General features: G+C 33.0%; 17 protein-coding genes. 1 reads left to right on the plus strand and 16 read right to left on the minus strand.

From position 1 onward, the window contains the following. Positions 1-9: 9 nt before the first annotated feature. The 14 genes from P7122_RS04900 to P7122_RS04965 form a co-directional block, all read right to left on the minus strand. Positions 10-561 carry a hypothetical protein gene (locus P7122_RS04900; protein WP_278004661.1) on the minus strand — a complete coding sequence of 184 codons (552 nt, stop codon included), beginning with the start codon at positions 559-561 and terminating at the stop codon, positions 10-12. Positions 562-579: 18 nt separating this feature from the next. Then, on the minus strand, positions 580-1,833 hold the full coding sequence (gene cysN, locus P7122_RS04905; protein WP_278004662.1) for a sulfate adenylyltransferase subunit CysN: 1,254 nt from the start codon (positions 1,831-1,833) through the stop codon (positions 580-582). A 63-nt stretch (positions 1,834-1,896) separates the two neighbouring features. Next, positions 1,897-2,802 carry a sulfate adenylyltransferase subunit CysD gene (gene cysD, locus P7122_RS04910; protein ID WP_129759766.1) on the minus strand — a complete coding sequence of 302 codons (906 nt, stop codon included), beginning with the start codon at positions 2,800-2,802 and terminating at the stop codon, positions 1,897-1,899. Next, positions 2,795-3,397 (minus strand): adenylyl-sulfate kinase, encoded by a 603-nt coding sequence (gene cysC / locus P7122_RS04915; RefSeq protein ID WP_278004663.1) that lies wholly within the window; start codon positions 3,395-3,397, stop codon positions 2,795-2,797. Before cysC ends, cysD begins: the two co-directional genes overlap by 8 nt. 1 nt (position 3,398) lies before the next feature. Beyond that, positions 3,399-3,827: a DUF2061 domain-containing protein gene (locus P7122_RS04920; RefSeq protein ID WP_278004664.1), complete on the minus strand. Its 429-nt coding sequence runs from the start codon at positions 3,825-3,827 to the stop codon at positions 3,399-3,401. Position 3,828: 1 nt separating this feature from the next. Beyond that, a complete protein-coding gene (gene cysQ / locus P7122_RS04925; RefSeq protein ID WP_278004665.1) occupies positions 3,829-4,623 on the minus strand; it encodes a 3'(2'),5'-bisphosphate nucleotidase CysQ in 795 nt (264 codons plus the stop codon). Continuing rightward, complete coding sequence (rfbD, locus tag P7122_RS04930; protein WP_278004666.1) at positions 4,616-5,473, minus strand: dTDP-4-dehydrorhamnose reductase; 858 nt, start codon at positions 5,471-5,473, stop codon at positions 4,616-4,618. The genes cysQ and rfbD overlap by 8 nt, the downstream gene beginning before the upstream one ends. After that, positions 5,470-6,015 carry a dTDP-4-dehydrorhamnose 3,5-epimerase gene (rfbC, locus tag P7122_RS04935; RefSeq protein WP_278004667.1) on the minus strand — a complete coding sequence of 182 codons (546 nt, stop codon included), beginning with the start codon at positions 6,013-6,015 and terminating at the stop codon, positions 5,470-5,472. The genes rfbD and rfbC overlap by 4 nt, the downstream gene beginning before the upstream one ends. Before the next feature lie 3 nt (positions 6,016-6,018). Continuing rightward, the gene (gene rfbA, locus P7122_RS04940) at positions 6,019-6,879 is read right to left on the minus strand and encodes a glucose-1-phosphate thymidylyltransferase RfbA (RefSeq protein WP_278004668.1); all 861 of its coding nucleotides are present in this window, start codon (positions 6,877-6,879) and stop codon (positions 6,019-6,021) included. Then, on the minus strand, positions 6,876-7,928 hold the full coding sequence (gene rfbB / locus P7122_RS04945) for a dTDP-glucose 4,6-dehydratase (RefSeq protein ID WP_278004669.1): 1,053 nt from the start codon (positions 7,926-7,928) through the stop codon (positions 6,876-6,878). The genes rfbA and rfbB overlap by 4 nt, the downstream gene beginning before the upstream one ends. After that, complete coding sequence (locus P7122_RS04950) at positions 7,918-8,973, minus strand: YveK family protein (RefSeq protein ID WP_278004670.1); 1,056 nt, start codon at positions 8,971-8,973, stop codon at positions 7,918-7,920. The genes rfbB and P7122_RS04950 overlap by 11 nt, the downstream gene beginning before the upstream one ends. Positions 8,974-8,977: 4 nt before the next feature. Then, a complete protein-coding gene (locus tag P7122_RS04955; protein WP_278004671.1) occupies positions 8,978-10,669 on the minus strand; it encodes a DUF6909 family protein in 1,692 nt (563 codons plus the stop codon). A gap of 26 nt (positions 10,670-10,695) precedes the next feature. Then, positions 10,696-12,198: a GH3 auxin-responsive promoter family protein gene (locus P7122_RS04960; RefSeq protein WP_278004672.1), complete on the minus strand. Its 1,503-nt coding sequence runs from the start codon at positions 12,196-12,198 to the stop codon at positions 10,696-10,698. Next, positions 12,198-13,067: a M23 family metallopeptidase gene (locus tag P7122_RS04965; protein ID WP_278004673.1), complete on the minus strand. Its 870-nt coding sequence runs from the start codon at positions 13,065-13,067 to the stop codon at positions 12,198-12,200. Before P7122_RS04965 ends, P7122_RS04960 begins: the two co-directional genes overlap by 1 nt. Positions 13,068-13,180: 113 nt before the next feature. Here P7122_RS04965 and tatA point away from each other — a divergent pair, with 113 nt between their 5' ends. Then, positions 13,181-13,366, plus strand: a complete 186-nt coding sequence (gene tatA, locus P7122_RS04970) for a twin-arginine translocase TatA/TatE family subunit (RefSeq protein ID WP_278004674.1) — start codon at positions 13,181-13,183, stop codon at positions 13,364-13,366. A gap of 54 nt (positions 13,367-13,420) precedes the next feature. Here the strand turns inward: tatA and P7122_RS04975 are convergent, their stop codons facing one another. Both P7122_RS04975 and P7122_RS04980 read right to left on the minus strand, forming a co-directional pair. Next, positions 13,421-14,401 (minus strand): DUF4837 family protein, encoded by a 981-nt coding sequence (locus tag P7122_RS04975; protein ID WP_278004675.1) that lies wholly within the window; start codon positions 14,399-14,401, stop codon positions 13,421-13,423. Positions 14,402-14,425: 24 nt separating this feature from the next. Further along, complete coding sequence (locus P7122_RS04980) at positions 14,426-15,952, minus strand: lytic transglycosylase domain-containing protein (protein WP_278004676.1); 1,527 nt, start codon at positions 15,950-15,952, stop codon at positions 14,426-14,428. Positions 15,953-16,029: the final 77 nt, after the last annotated feature.

Below are 16,029 nucleotides of genomic sequence, written 5' to 3' on the forward strand. Positions count from 1 at the left end.
CCATGGAAATTAAAGCTCTAAATGCATTTTGTCCACTAAGATTTCTCTTGACACGAAAAAGGGATCAAAAACGCCATCTTTCTCAACTGTAATAGCTGTAAAGCTTGCTCTATCATAATTCACAAACTTATTAGGGTTAAAGTTCCAGAAAAAATCTTCTTTAGTGATTAAAATTTCATTATCATTATAAGTGATTAAAATTTCATTAAAAATTATAGTTTGAGATTTTTCTGCATTTCCAAATTTAAAAATCAATCTTGTTGGTAAAATATCTTTATCTATCCTAAAAGTTAATGTTTGAAAATTTTCATTTCCTATGACAGGTATATTGACCGAGTTTTTTCTTGTTATTTTGTTTTGTCCCTCTTCTAGATAAAACAATGTTAAATCACCATCTTTTTTTACCGCAGCATCCATTGTTAAAGCAAAAAAATCTGTTTCTTCATTTTCATTGGTTTCTGCATCTACTGAATCTATTACTGTTTTATCAGTTTTACTTTTGTCCTCTTTACAACTTGAAAATGAAAGCGCTATAAATAGGTATATGTAAAATTTATTCATAATATCTGTTATTGTTTATTAAACTATCATCCCAGCCGCAACCGTCTCATTTGTTGCATCATCTACTAAAATAATGCTTCCTGTTGTACGGTTTTCTCTATAAGCATCAATCATTAATGGCTTTGTAGTACGTATTTTTACTTTAGCAATATCATTCATTGCTAAATCATTGTCTTCACTATTACGTTCTAAAGTATTGATATCGTATTTGTAAACCACTTCTTTAATCATCGCTTTTTGATCGTTAGAAGTATGCTTAATAGTATATTTTGCTCTAGGTTTAGCTGCACTATTATTTAACCAGCATAACATCACCTCAATGTCTTGAGAAGGCTCTGGTTTATTATTTGAACGCACAATCATATCACCACGACTAATATCTATATCGTCTTCTAAAGTTATAGAAACTGACATTGGCGCATAAGCTTCTTCTAATTCTTTATCATGAAAATTGATACTTTTTACTTTTGAAGTAAAGCCTGAAGGCATCACAGTAACCTCATCACCTTTTCTTAAAATGCCACTTGCTACACGACCTGCATAACCTCTATAATCTATAAAGCCTTCTCGTTGTGGTCTTATTACAGTTTGTACAGGAAAACGCGCATCTACTTTATTAATATCACTACTAATATGCATAGTTTCTAAAGTATGTAGCATTGGTGCTCCTTGATACCAAGGCATATTTTCTGATTTGTTTACCACATTATCACCTAAAAGTGCTGACATTGGTATAAAACGAATGTCTTTAACAAGCATTTTTGAAGACACTTCTTCAAATTCTGAAACAATATTATTAAATACTTCTTCAGAAAAATCGACCAAATCCATTTTGTTTACACAAACAATAATGTGTGGTATTTGCAATAACGACGCTATAAATGCATGACGTTTAGTTTGCTCGATTACACCATGTCGTGCATCAATTAGAATGGTCGCCACGTTAGCTGTTGATGCGCCAGTAACCATATTACGTGTATATTGAATATGTCCTGGTGTATCAGCAATAATAAATTTACGCTTTGGTGTTGTAAAATATCTGTAAGCAACATCAATAGTAATACCTTGCTCTCTTTCGTCTCTTAATCCGTCTGTAAATAATGCTAAATCTACACCTTCATGACCTTTTCTCTTACTTGTGTTTTCAATAGCTTCTAGTTGGTCTTCAAAAATAGATTTAGAATCGTATAACAAACGCCCTATTAATGTACTTTTTCCATCATCTACACTTCCTGCAGTTGTAAAACGTAATAATTGATTGTTGTCTAACATGTTATCTTTATATGAGATGCCAAATTGTATTTGGCATGACAGTTAATTTTTATTTAATTTTGATTAAAAGTATCCTTGACGCTTACGGTCTTCCATAGCAGATTCTGATCGCTTATCGTCACTTCTGTTTCCACGCTCTGTATTTCTCATACCAGCAACTTCAGCCGCAATTTTCTCTAATGTATCTGCGTCAGATTCTACACCACCAGTAATAGTAATATCACCTAACGTTCTAAAACGTATCTTTTTAGTCACCACTTCTTCATGGTCTTCTAATACTAAAAATTCTGAATTTGGAATCCAAGAGTCTTGTCTCCAAACTACTTCGCGCTCGTGTGCAAAGTATAATGATGGAATTGAAATGTTCTCGCGTTTTATGTAGTTCCAAACATCCATTTCTGTCCAGTTACTTATAGGGAATGCTCTAAAGTGCTCTCCTTCAAAATGCTTTCCGTTGAAGATATTCCACAGTTCTGGTCGTTGGTTTTTAGGATCCCATTGTCCAAAATCATCTCTATGAGAGAAGAAACGCTCTTTTGCTCTTGCTTTTTCTTCATCACGACGTCCACCACCAATAGCACAATCAATCTTGTTTGCCTCAATAGCATCAAGAAGTGTTGTAATTTGAAGTGCATTACGCGTAGCGTTTTTCCCTTTTTCTTCAGCAACACGACCTTCGTCTATAGATTCTTGCACAGATCCAACAATAAGTTGCGCGCCTAATTCTTTAATAATGTCATCTCTAAACTGAATGGTTTCTGGGAAATTGTGACCAGTGTCAACATGCATTAATGGAAATGGTATTTTAGCAGGATAAAATGCTTTTTTTGCTAAATGCGTTACCAAGATAGAATCTTTTCCTCCTGAAAATAAAATTACTGGGTTTTCAAATTGTGCCCAAACTTCACGCAAAACAAAAATTGCTTCACTCTCTAATTCATCTAAATAATTTAAATAATACTTACTCATTGTTGAGCTTTAATTTTGGTGTTATATAATCTATAATCCGTTGTACTGCTACATCTAAGGATTCTTCTTCTGTATTTATTTCTATTTCAGGATTTTCTGGTGCTTCGTAAGGAGCAGAAATTCCTGTCATATTTTTTATTTCTCCTGCTCTAGCTTTTTTATATAAGCCTTTAACATCTCTACGCTCGCATTCTTCAACGCTGGTATTGATGTAAATCTCGACAAAGTTAACATCTTTAACTATACTTCTTATGCTAGCTCTATCTTTTTTATACGGAGAAACAAATGCTGCAAGTGTCACTAAACCAGCATTTACCATTAAGTTAGCGACTTCGGCAATTCTACGTATGTTTTCTGTTCGATCTTCGGGAGAAAAGGTTAAGTCTTTATTAATTCCTTTCCTTATATTATCTCCATCTAGGGTAAAGGTTTTTACACCCATCTGATGTAATTTTTGCTCTACAACATTAGCAATTGTAGATTTACCAGAACCCGATAAACCTGTAAACCACAATAAAAAAGAATTGTGTTGATTACTTTGTCTCCTATCCTCTATAGAAATTTGATAATTGTGAGGTATAATATTTTTGCACATATCAACTTTTATTTCTCTTCGTTAATCCAAAATTAACTCTATACCATGCACGCTCGTGTAGATAATATAAAACCATTTTTGTTATTACCTCTACAAATCCTATTTGTATGGCGGCAAGAGGATTACCAGAAATAATCCACGCCAAGGTCATTGTGTCTATTGTACCTATAAACCTCCAAGTAATGGTTTTTGCTATATGCCTCTTTCTACTCTCTAGAAGTATTCCTTCTTTAGATAGGTTTATTTTGCACCAAACCCTCTCGTGTAAGTAGTAGAGTACTGTTTTTGTAGTTAACTCTGCTAAACCTATTTTTAAGCCATCTAAAGGGTTTCCTGTTATTATCCAAGATAGAAATATTGTATCTAATGTACCTACTAACCTCCATGTAATGGTTTTTGCTATATGTCTTTTATAAGAAACATTTGCCATGCTATTTACTTACAAGAAAGTAGCTATTTAATAAGTTTTGTTTATTGTATTGTAATGGTTGGTTGGTTTCTTTTGAAATTACTTTAATTCCTACAGCATTACAAATAGCTTGACCAGCAGCTGTGTCCCACTCCATTGTTGGTGCATAACGAGGATAAACATCGGCATTTCCTTCGGCTACCAAACAAAACTTTAAAGAGCTTCCTTTTGATACGATTTCAACTTCTTTTCCATCTGCTTTCAAGCTTTCTACAAAATCTAACGTATCTTGGTTCATGTGCGAACGACTGCCAACAACCTCAACTCTATCTGAATTATTATTCTTTGGTTGTAATGGTTTTGATTGTTTTAATATAGTTTCCACATTAACATCATGAGACTCTAAATCTGCCTTAAATGCTTTATTGTTATCTACATTAGCGAAATATATAGTTTTTACTGCTGGCACATAAATAACCCCTAAAACTGGTTTTCCGTTGGTTACTAACGCTATGTTTACAGTAAATTCTCCGTTACGCCTTATAAATTCTTTGGTGCCATCTACTGGATCAACAACCCAACAGGTTTCCCAAGTTTTTCTAATATCGTAATCCGTTTGTTTGTTCTCTTCTGAAATTATTGGAATTTCTGTAGGAATCAAATACGAATTAATAACATCATTAGCTTTTTTATCTGCCTCTGTTAAAGGTGATTTGTCATCTTTTATTTCTACATCAAAAACTGTATCATATACTTGCATGATAACTTTTCCTGCTTCGAGTGATGCTTTTATTGCCGTTTGTAATTCTTTATTCATTTTTTATGTTTTGCATTGCAGCTATTAAACTGTCTCTCCAATAAGGTGTTTTTAGCTTAAGAGTTGTTTCTATTTTTGCTTTGTCTAAAACACTGTAATGAGGTCGCTTTGCTGGAGTTGGAAATTGAGCTGTAGATATATTGTTTATTTGGATTTTAGTATTATTAATATCAAAAATAGCTTTTGCAAAATCGTACCAACTCGCTACTCCATTATTACTATAGTGATAAACTCCATAGTCAGAAATATCGTTCGCTATAATATGAAATATTGTTTTAGCTAAATCTTTAGCATAAGTAGGTGTCCCTATTTGGTCACCAACAACACCTAATTCAGTTTTATCTTTAGAAAGACGAATCATCGTTTTCAAAAAATTGCCACCATGTTCTGAGTACAACCATGAGGTCCTTAAAATAAAATACTCTTTCAAAGCTTTTGAAACCTCTTGTTCCCCTTTTAATTTAGTTTTCCCATAGGCACCAATAGGGTTGGTTGGGTCAGATTCCTTATATGGCCTATTATGCTCACCATCAAAAACAAAATCTGTAGAAACATGTATTAACTTAACGCTATACGATCTACAAGCTTCTGCTAAGTTTTTTACACCAAAAACATTAACATTAAAAGCACTATCGTAATCAGACTCTGCTTTATCAACAGCTGTGTAAGCAGCACAATTTATACACCAATCTATTTTTTGTTGTTCAAAAAAACTTTCAACCTCTTGGTTATTTGTTATATCAAGATCCGAGGAACTTACATATTTGATATCAAATTTATTATCGTCTAAATCTTTGATACATGTTCCTAACTGCCCATTGCTTCCTGTAACCAATATTCTTGGTATCATTTAAAGTACGCTTCTAAGGTTGGTAAAATAATATCTTTTTCAGAAAGTTGAGCTTCATCAGGCTTGATTTTCCAATCGATATTTAGTGTAGCATCATTATATACAATGCCTGCTTCAGACTCTTTGTTATAATAATTATCGCACTTGTACGAGAATATAGCTCTTTCACTTAATACAGAAAAACCATGAGCAAACCCTCTTGGGACAAATAACTGTCTTTTGTTATCTTCAGTGAGCTCAACAGCTATATGTTGCCCAAAAGTTGGTGAATCTTTTCTTATATCTACAGCAACATCTAAAACCGCTCCTCTAACAACTCTAACAAGCTTAGCCTGAGCAAAATTGCCTTCTTGAAAATGCAACCCTCTTATAACACCTCTAGATGAAAAAGACTCATTATCTTGTACAAAGTTAACAGGTTTGCCAATTAAGTTATTGAAGGTTTGTTGATTATAACTTTCAAAAAAATAACCTCTTTCATCCTTAAATACACTAGGCTCTATAATAAAACAACCTTTTAGTTTGGTTTCTGTAGCTTTCATTTTTTATTTTATTAGACCTAAAAGATTTTTACCATAACCGCTTTTCATTAATGGCTTTGCTAAAGCTCTAAATTTATCTTCTGAGATATAGCCCATTTCATAGGCTGCTGCTTCAATAGAACCAATCTTTAAACCTTGTCTATTCTCTATTACCTCTACAAACTGTGATGCTTGCATTAAAGAGTCAAAAGTACCTGTATCTAACCAAGCAGTACCTCTATCTAATATACTAACATTTAGTTTGTTTCTTCTAAGATATTCTTTGTTTACATCTGTGATTTCTAATTCTCCTCTATGGCTTGGCTTTATGTTTTTTGCGATATCAACAACTTCATTGTCATAGAAATAAATACCCGGAACAGCAAAGTTAGATTTTGGTTTTTTCGGTTTTTCCTCTATTGATATGGCTTGTCCATTTTCATCAAAATCTACGACACCGTATCGCTCAGGATCATGAACTCTATAGGCGTAAATAATACCACCATCAGGATCATTATTACTCTGCAATAGTTTAGCAAGACCTGTACCGTAAAAAATATTATCTCCTAGAATTAATGCAACTTTATCTTCGCCAATAAACTTTTCTCCAATTATAAAGGCTTCTGCAAGACCGTTAGGTTCTTCCTGTATTTCATACTCGAAAGTACAACCATACTTTTTGCCATCACCCAATAAATCTTTAAAAAGAGGTAAATCCTTAGGTGTAGAGATAATCAAAATCTCATTAATACCAGAGTACATTAATGTAGACAATGGATAATAAATCATTGGCTTATCATATACAGGCATTAATTGCTTACTTACAGATAATGTTAAAGGATGTAGTCTGGTTCCAGATCCACCGGCTAGTATAATTCCTTTCATTGGTATTGTTTTTTATAATAGGATTGATACTCACCACTTGTTACGTGGTTTAACCATTCTTGATTACTAAGGTACCAATCTATAGTAATTGACAAACCTTGCTCAAATGTTACAGAAGGTTCCCAATCAAGTTCTTTATTAATCTTGCTGGCATCTATAGCATATCTCAGATCATGTCCTGGTCTATCTTTTACGTATGTTATTAGCTTTTCTGAAGAGCCTTTTTCTCTACCTAGCTTTTCGTCCATTTGCTTACATAGTAGTTTAACTAAATCTATATTTTTCCACTCATTAAAACCACCAATATTGTATGTTTCTTCATTTTTACCCTCATGAAAAACTAAATCAATTGCTATTGCGTGGTCTACAACATAGAGCCAATCTCTAGTATAATTACCGTCACCGTAAACAGGTAATGGCTTATTATTTATAATATTATTTATAAAAAGCGGTATCAACTTTTCTGGAAATTGATTTTGCCCATAATTATTAGAGCAATTTGTAATAACATAAGGCATATTATATGTTTCTCCATAAGCTCTAACAAAATGATCCGAACTGGCTTTAGACGCAGAATATGGTGAGTTAGGTGAGTAACTAGTTGTTTCTGTAAACAAACCTGACTCGCCTAAAGTTCCATAAACCTCATCTGTACTTACGTGATAAAATCTTTTTCCTTTAAAATTATTGCTCCATAATTTTTTAAATGCATTTAAAAGATTGAGGGTGCCAATAATGTTTGTTTTAACAAACGCTAGCGGATCTTTTATAGATCTATCTACGTGAGACTCTGCTGCTAAATGTATAACACTATCAAACTGATACTGTTGAAAAAGATCATCTATGAGTTTTTCATCATTTATATCTGCTTTGATAAAGTGATAATTCTCTTTGTGCTCAACATCCTTTAAATTCTCTAGATTACCTGCATAGGTTAAATTGTCTAGATTATATACAGTGTAGTTTGGATACTTGTTTATAAAAAGCCTAACAACATGTGAACCTATAAACCCTGCCCCTCCAGTTATTAAAATACTCTTATCCTTCATATGAAGATACATATTTTATTAATCTATTCGATAAGTACACTACACAAAGCAATATGAAAGCAATCATCGGCATAATTAACACATAAAGATTCCAAATACTAGAATATTTTGCTCCAACATCTTGAAAACTCGAAAGCGTATCAAAATAGACATCCTCCTCAACTTTTTGAGCATCTAATTTACCCAATTCTTCACGTAATTTATTTACTTCTTGTAATAAATCATACTCTCTAGTCTTCGTTTTTTCTCTAATAAAAGACATTCCATCTTTTGTAGTGTATGATCCATCTTTCATTTTAGACTCTTCTTCCATTACTCTCAAGTAAACGTTCTGTAAAGAGTCTGCTTCTTTAATAGAAGCCAATATTCGGTTTCTTTCAATATAGATTAATGAGTCTCTTTTTTCTCTCTTCTTAACTGAATAGGTGTTAGTAAAGGTTGAGTTTAATCCTTCTTCTAGAGATCTAAAAATATCCTTTTTAAATGATTTTACATTAATTTCAAAAACATCTCCAGAATAAATACTTCTATTCTCAACAAACTCATCAAAGCTTATATTTTGAGCTCTGGTACTGTCTAATGATTTTAAAAAAGTATCGTATTGTTTTATTTTATCGTTTTCGTTTTCTGGTCCAGGATGTATTTCAAATTCAATAATTTGCTTTGCAGATTCTTCATCTATTTCAAAAATTGATGTTAATTGGGTGTAGTCTTTTTCGCCTATTAATGCATTGTAATAATTAATATTTGTAACTAACTGAAATTTAGAATCAAAATACGGTTTAACAAGCATTTGAGACTCATAGATATCTTTTTGTGTTCGTTGTAAAATAAACCCTAGAACTCCTGCAAGTAAAAGGACTATAACTATTATTTTAAAGTTGTTTACAATAGCTTTTAAGGCATATATAAAAACCGAAAAAATTGCCTTAAAAATTGAAGCTATAAAATTGAAAATGCGGTCAAAAAATTTCCCAATATACTTAAATATTTGGATTAAATCTACTTCCTCATTATGGGATCCTTGCGGTGTTGTTTGACTCATTTACTTATGAATTAAATATTTGTTCTAGTATTTTTTTTGTTATTACGTATGTTGGCTTTACTCCTGAAGTTCCTAAACCTCCTGAAGCTAGAGTACTACCTGTTTCTAATGGGTTATCACTAGCATAATAAGCGTATCTTACTTTAACATCTTCGTTTATACTACCTCGTACTTTTGATGCTGCTTGTATAGCTTTTTGGTAATGTGCTCCTTCCATCTCTAAGCCAATGACATTCCATGTAGACTTTTTAAAGAATTTTAGAATTTCCTTATTCTGCAGAGATGTTCCTAAAACAGTAATCATAGTTCCTTCATATACATCTACACCACAATCTAAAAGATCTTCTTTGCTTAGCTCATTCTTGAAAGGGTAATTATCTGCGGTACCTTCGAAAATATGAGCAGATGGTATCATAACATCTCCTTTTCCTCCTTCTAAAATACCTGCTTTACCCATTATAGAGATAGACTTAACATCTAAGTGCACTTTTTCTCCGTCTGCTTTGGTTGGTTTTAAAAACTCATCTAAAGTCTCATAAGCCTGTTCTCCAAATGCATAATCCATTACAAAAATTACAGCTTTATCTTCTTTATTAGCTTGCAAATACTCAAATTCTGTTTTAGAAAAGTCGATCTTATCTGTATCAAAAATTTGAACATCTATGTTGGTTCCGGAAGTATCTTTGATGTATATCATTCCGTTTTGCAACGCAGATTTTTCTACTTTATTGCGCATTATAGAATTTTTTGAATCACTAAGCGCTTCATAGGTCTCAAAAATATTCTTTTTAGCATCTGCTCCTTTTAGAGTTCCTTTTGCAAATAAAGAGTTCATAACACTATGCATATTTGCGCTAATGATATGAATTGGCCTTTGTAACAAACCGTTTTTGTGCAAAATAGATTTAATGTTATCTGCCCACACCTCACCATGTATATGATGCCCCAAACGCTCTCTTAAAACAGGACTAAAAGTTATAGTGCGTTTGTTACCCTTTACAACCTCTTCTATTGCTAATTTTCCTAACCAATAGACTATGTGTAACAGACGCTCTGGTTGGTTTTCGGTTGCAAATTTTTGATACGCATTTGTTAGCTCATTAAAAGTTCTTCCCAAAATATTAGCTGTATGCGTAATGGCAATTTCTCGCTCTTTTTGAGTTAACTTCTTGGTTGTTAAAACTGCGTTTTCTAGTTTTTGCCAATCTCTAACAGTTGCTCCTTCTTCATCAATTAGAACTCGCTTACTTATTTTGTGAGATTCTACAAATAAAAACGTAAGATGCGTTAAAATATCATAGATTTCTGAGCGTCCTCGAGTAATCTCAATATTCATTTGCTCATCATCTATACGATAACAATTACGTCTTCTTTTTGGTGGAATTATAGGTTTAAAATGAGAATTGGCATAACCCTCATCACTAGTTAAGTTAATGAATGTGCATTCTTCAATACCTTGAGGTAGGCGATCAATAACATAAAGTAATCCATCTATTTCTGCCTTCTCTTCACTTATAGATCCATATATTTCTGGCCTTAGAAGAAGTAAAGCTTCTCTTAAAGTTTCTCCAGAAACTCCCATTGGTTTATAAAACCCACGATTAAATAAGTGGCGCATTGTAATGTACATACGCTCAATAGCACTAGAGCTCTCTTGAGCTCTTGTTCTTTCGTGTTTTTTGTTTGTTGTACTCATACCTTTATTGGCGTGCAAATATAGCTTTATTTAGTTAATTTAAGGTCATTTAAGCCTTCTGCAATTTTTCTGTCGTTAGAAAGTCTTGGTATTTTATTTTGTCCTCCAAGCTTTCCTATTGATTTCATATAGGACTGAAAACCATCCTTTTTTACTTTCGAGATAACTAAAGGTCTTAAAACCTTCCCTTCAATTAAATCAAAGTAATAACTGTTTTGTTTTTGAAGTGAATTTTCAAGTTTTTCTATGAACGTTAACTCGTCTGTTGGTTCGTTTTCAAACTCGATAAACCACTCATGATATGGTAAGCCTTCTGGTGGGTTAATTTGTGGTGCTACTGTAAATTCATTTACAGTTACTGCTGTATTGGCTATGGCTTCTTTTAACGCTTGTTCCACTTCCTTGCCAATAACATGTTCACCAAAAGCAGAGATAAAATGTTTTATTCTTCCGCTTACAATTACTCTGTATGGCTCTTTTGATGTAAACTCTACTGTATCTCCAATATTATATGCCCAAAGACCTGCTGTTGTAGAGATAAGCATAACATAGTTAACGCCAAGTTCTACATCTTTAATTGTAATACGTTTTGGGTGATCTTCAAAAAAATCTTCTGCTTTTATAAACTCATAAAAAATACCTGAGTTTAACTGCAACAACATACCCTTTTGATCTTGCTTATCTTGAAAAGCAAAGAAGCCTTCACTTGCCGGATAAAGTTCTATACTGTCAACTTTTCTCCCTATTAAGTTTTCGAACTTTGCTCTATAAGGTTCATAGTTAACTCCACCAAAAATGAATAGATTGAAGTTTTTAAAAATTTCTCCTACTTTTTGTCCTTTCTTTTCTATCAATTTTTCAAAATACATTTGTACCCAAGATGGAATTCCGGATATGATGCTCATATCTTCATTTACCGTCTCTTCTACAATAGCATTAACCTTAGTTTCCCAATCTTCTATGCAATTAGTCTCTAAGCTTGGCATTCTGTTTTTTTGAAGATACTTTGGCACATAATGCGCTACTATACCTGAAAGTCTCCCTAATTTTATACCATGTTTTTCTTCTAAAACTGGACTCCCTTGCAGAAAAATCATTTTGCCATCTACAAACTTTGCATTTCCTGTCTCATGTATATACATTAAGATTGCGTTTCTTGCTGCCTCAACATGTGTTGGCATACTCTCTTTTGTAATAGGAATATATTTTGCTCCAGATGTTGTTCCTGAGGTTTTAGCAAAATAAATTGGCTTCCCTTTCCAAAGTATATTTTCTTCTCCTTTTACGACACGTTCTACATAAGGTCTTAAAGCTTCGTAATCTCTAACTGGTACTAACGCTTTAAAATCTTCATAAGATGTTATTGTATTAAACTTATGATCTTTACCAAAAACTGTGTTTTTTGCTTCCTTTATAAGATTTTGAAACACTTTTTCCTGGGTTTCTACAGGTTGAGAAGCCCATTTATTAATGCGCTTTGCTATTAACTTAGCAAATGGTTTTGATAGTGCTGCTTTGATTGATGGCATTATTGAAAATCAATAAAATTAGTTGGGTTTACTGGATAACCTTTACTCCATAATTCGAAATGAAGGTGTGGTCCTGTGCTTAATTCTCCTGTATTACCAGACATGGCAATAACCTCGCCTGCTTTTACCAAATCTCCCTGAGATTTTGTTATAGCAGAATTATGCTTATACACAGATATTAACTCTTGATTATGCTCTATTATAACAACATATCCTGTTTCTACCGTCCACTCAGCAAAAATTACTGTACCGTCTGCTGTAGCTTTTACAGGTGTGTTAGTTGCCACAACGACATCTACAGCGTAATGCTTGTCTTTGAGGTTGTAATTTTGCGATATAGTTCCGTTTACTGGCGGAAAAAGCACAATGTTATTTTGGTCTGAAGTATCTTCAAACAAATTGTACTTATCTTCTTTTTCAACCTTTTCTCTTAATAGCGAATCAGGTTTATTGGTTGTTATTTGTAAAACCTCTGGATCATTTTTTGCCGCTTCTATAACAGAATCTCTGTTAAACTCTACCGTAGAAACTTCTCCTGTAAGTACTTTTTTAATTGAAGCATAATAAAGCTGTTTAGACTCTATCTCTCTAACCAAAGAATCTGTTTTATAATTTAGTCTAGAGGCTTCCTTTTTTAGCTTGGCAGAAGAATAACCAGGAATATACTCTCTTAATGGCGTAAAGGCTATTAAAAGTATTGTAAAAAATATAAGCAAAATAGCAGACATAGATGTTAACACAAATACGTTGAGTCGTGTTAACTTTATTGCAAATCGCTCTTCAAAAGTATCTTCATTAAGTATGACAAGACGATACTTATGAAGCAATTTTTTGGTAAATTTCTTTTCTTTTTTCTTCTTTTTTGCCATTAAAACAAAATTAAATAAAATAGTGAAACGGTATTCGCAATAGTTATTAAAGTTGAGAATACAACGTTATATTTAAAGTTTAATTACTAACTTTGCAGTCTAAATTTGAAGTTATGATTTCTAATAGTATATTTTTAGGTGCAATAGGTCCAGGTTCTTGGGTATTAATTGCTTTAGCTGTCTTATTATTATTTGGCGGAAAGAAAATTCCTGAGTTAATGAGAGGTTTAGGAAGTGGAATTAAAGAGTTTAAAGACGCAAGTAAAGACGAGACTTCTGAAAAGAAAGAAGAACAATAGACGTTTTATTTAAAAAACATAAAAAAAGCCAACTTTTTCAAGTTGGCTTTTTTATTATTTAATCTTTATTGATTTTATCATCGACTCTAATTCAAAGACATATTCTGCTTTGCTTAATGATGGTGCATAAACGTAGCCATCTGCTATAAGGAAGCGTTTGTTTACTTTATCTTCTATAGCATAGGTTATAAATGGTCCTGCCATAGTAAAGCCTTTCATTTCCCAAATACCTCTTACCTCGTAAGCTGGTTTATTATCTATTATAGTTTCAAACATTGCAGGTGCGTATGCATCTTCTACAGCCATGTAAATACCATCTTCACCAGGTATTCTTGTCTTGGTAATATGATCTCGCATTTTTATAATGTCTACTACTGTGCTATCTCCTTGTGTAATTGTTTCTAATGGCACTTCATAGAACATTACTTCTATAGTTTTTGAATTACTTAGATTTTTTCTAATCCAGAAAAAGTCGTCTTCTGCTTTAGCGATTCTATATGCAGAAGGAATATTTACGCTAAAGCCCATTTTTTTCTGAATAGCACTAACATCTAATAGGTCTAGATTAATTCTTCTTTGCTTTTCTTTGACTTCTTCTTTATTAAATGCATCAATAATTTTTGCCTTGTTTTCTTGTAACTGACTAATTATTTCTTCATTTGTTTTACCACCAACAACGGCTACTGTTTGCGGTTTTGCAAAAGCATTATTGGCAATTTTGGTTGTCGGTGCTAAATTGGCTTTTTCTATTTTAAGGATTATTCTACTACGTGTTGCAAACCCATCAAATACTTGAGGTGGAATTTGTCGTAGCTTAAACATTGGCTCATCAACAGGTAATCCGTTAAGAGGTGCAGCAAAAATCTTCCTTACGTTTTCTCCTACACTTCCTTCCCATAAATCGTTGTCTACCACAACAGAAATACTGTTTAGATTTCCGTTAGATTCTGGAAGAAATATCTTGTTATCTTCCTCTTTTTTGTCTCCACAAGCTGTTAGCAATAAGCAAAATAAAAGTGCGTATAGCGTTCTCATAAATTAATGTTTTTTGTTGGTTTGTTACTCAGACACAATGAGTGTCGTTCCTATTTTGAGTTTACTACCACTAATATCGTTCCAATCTTTAAGATTTTGAACAGAAACTCCAGAAAATTTTTGTGAGATGCTCCAAAGAGTATCTCCAGACTGCACTATATAGGTCTTTTTTCCTTTAGTATTAACGGTTGTTTTTGGCACTTTTGGCTTTGAATCTACAACCGGTTTTCGCGGATAAATTGTTAATCGTTGTCCTATTCTTAGGTTGTTGTTCCTTAATCCATTCCATCGTTTTATCTGGCTAACCCTAACTCCATATCGCCTCGCAATTTTTCCTAAGTAATCTCCATTTTTAACACGGTATCTAATTTTTGTATCTGCATTAAATAGTTGTGGTAAGGGTTTTTCTCGTTTATCAAATTCTGCTTTAGCGAATGCATATATTTTTTCTTCGTTAGACGTAAACACACCTATGGCTTCTCTAGGTAAACGTAGTACATATGTTTTACCTTCAATCTTTGGAATAATATCTAACTTGTATGAAGGATTTAAAAACTGAAGTTCTTCTATTTTAACACCTGTAGTTTCCGAAACCTGATCTAGAGTTATCATTTGTTTAACATGTACTGTGTCTGTTTGAATCAGTTGAAAAGGTGGTCTTTCTGGCTTAAAACCGTGTTCTTCTGCATACTCAAAAATATACATAGTTGCTAAAAACGCAGGAACATAACCAGCTGTTTCACGTGGAAGATTTGGTCTAATATTCCAATAGTTTTTGTAACCTCCAGATCGTCTTATGGCTTTGTTTACATTGCCAGGACCAGAGTTGTATGCCGCTAATGCCAAATCCCAATCTCCAAATATTCCGTAGAGCCTAGATAAATATTTTGCTGCTGCGCTAGTAGAACTTATAGGATCGCTGCGCTCATCTACGTAGCTACTTACATCGAGACCATATTCTTTTCCGGTTCCAAACATAAACTGCCATAATCCTGTGGCTCCTACTCTAGATCTTGCTTTTGGTTTTAACGCAGATTCTACTATGGATAAATACTTCATTTCTAAAGGAATGTTGTAATTATCAAATTCAGCCTCGAACATTGGGAAATAGAAATGACTTAAACCCATTAAACGCTCTAAAGATGTTCTTCTATGCTTTAAATAACGCTTTATTACACTTTCTAAAGACGGGTTATACTCTACATTAAAAGGTGTTCTTGCATTGAGACGTTCTAACCTAGCTTTTAAGGTATCTGTTGATAGTTCTGGGTAATCAACAGGCTCATACGTTAACTCTGTTACGGTTTTGTAGATTGTATCATACAATGAGTTACTGTATAATTCTTCTAACCATTTTTGGTCTAATTCTGCAGCCTTAGGATGGTCTTTAAGATTTTTGATGTCTAAGGTATCTTGTTCTGCAGGAATTATCTTTCCGCTAACATTTGATTTTCCATCAATGATAGAGTCTTTTGTAGTGACCTGAACCTTCTCTTGAGTCCAGCCTAAATTAAAAAAGCACAATAAAATTAAAGTATAAACGAACCGCATGTTATAGAATTTATATAAAAAACGTAATTTTTGTAAATATGGTATCTTTTTAATGGTTTTGATATAACCCAATTAAC

Origin of the sequence: Winogradskyella marincola, from assembly GCF_029624125.1 — a bacterium.
GTDB lineage: Bacteria > Bacteroidota > Bacteroidia > Flavobacteriales > Flavobacteriaceae > Winogradskyella > Winogradskyella marincola.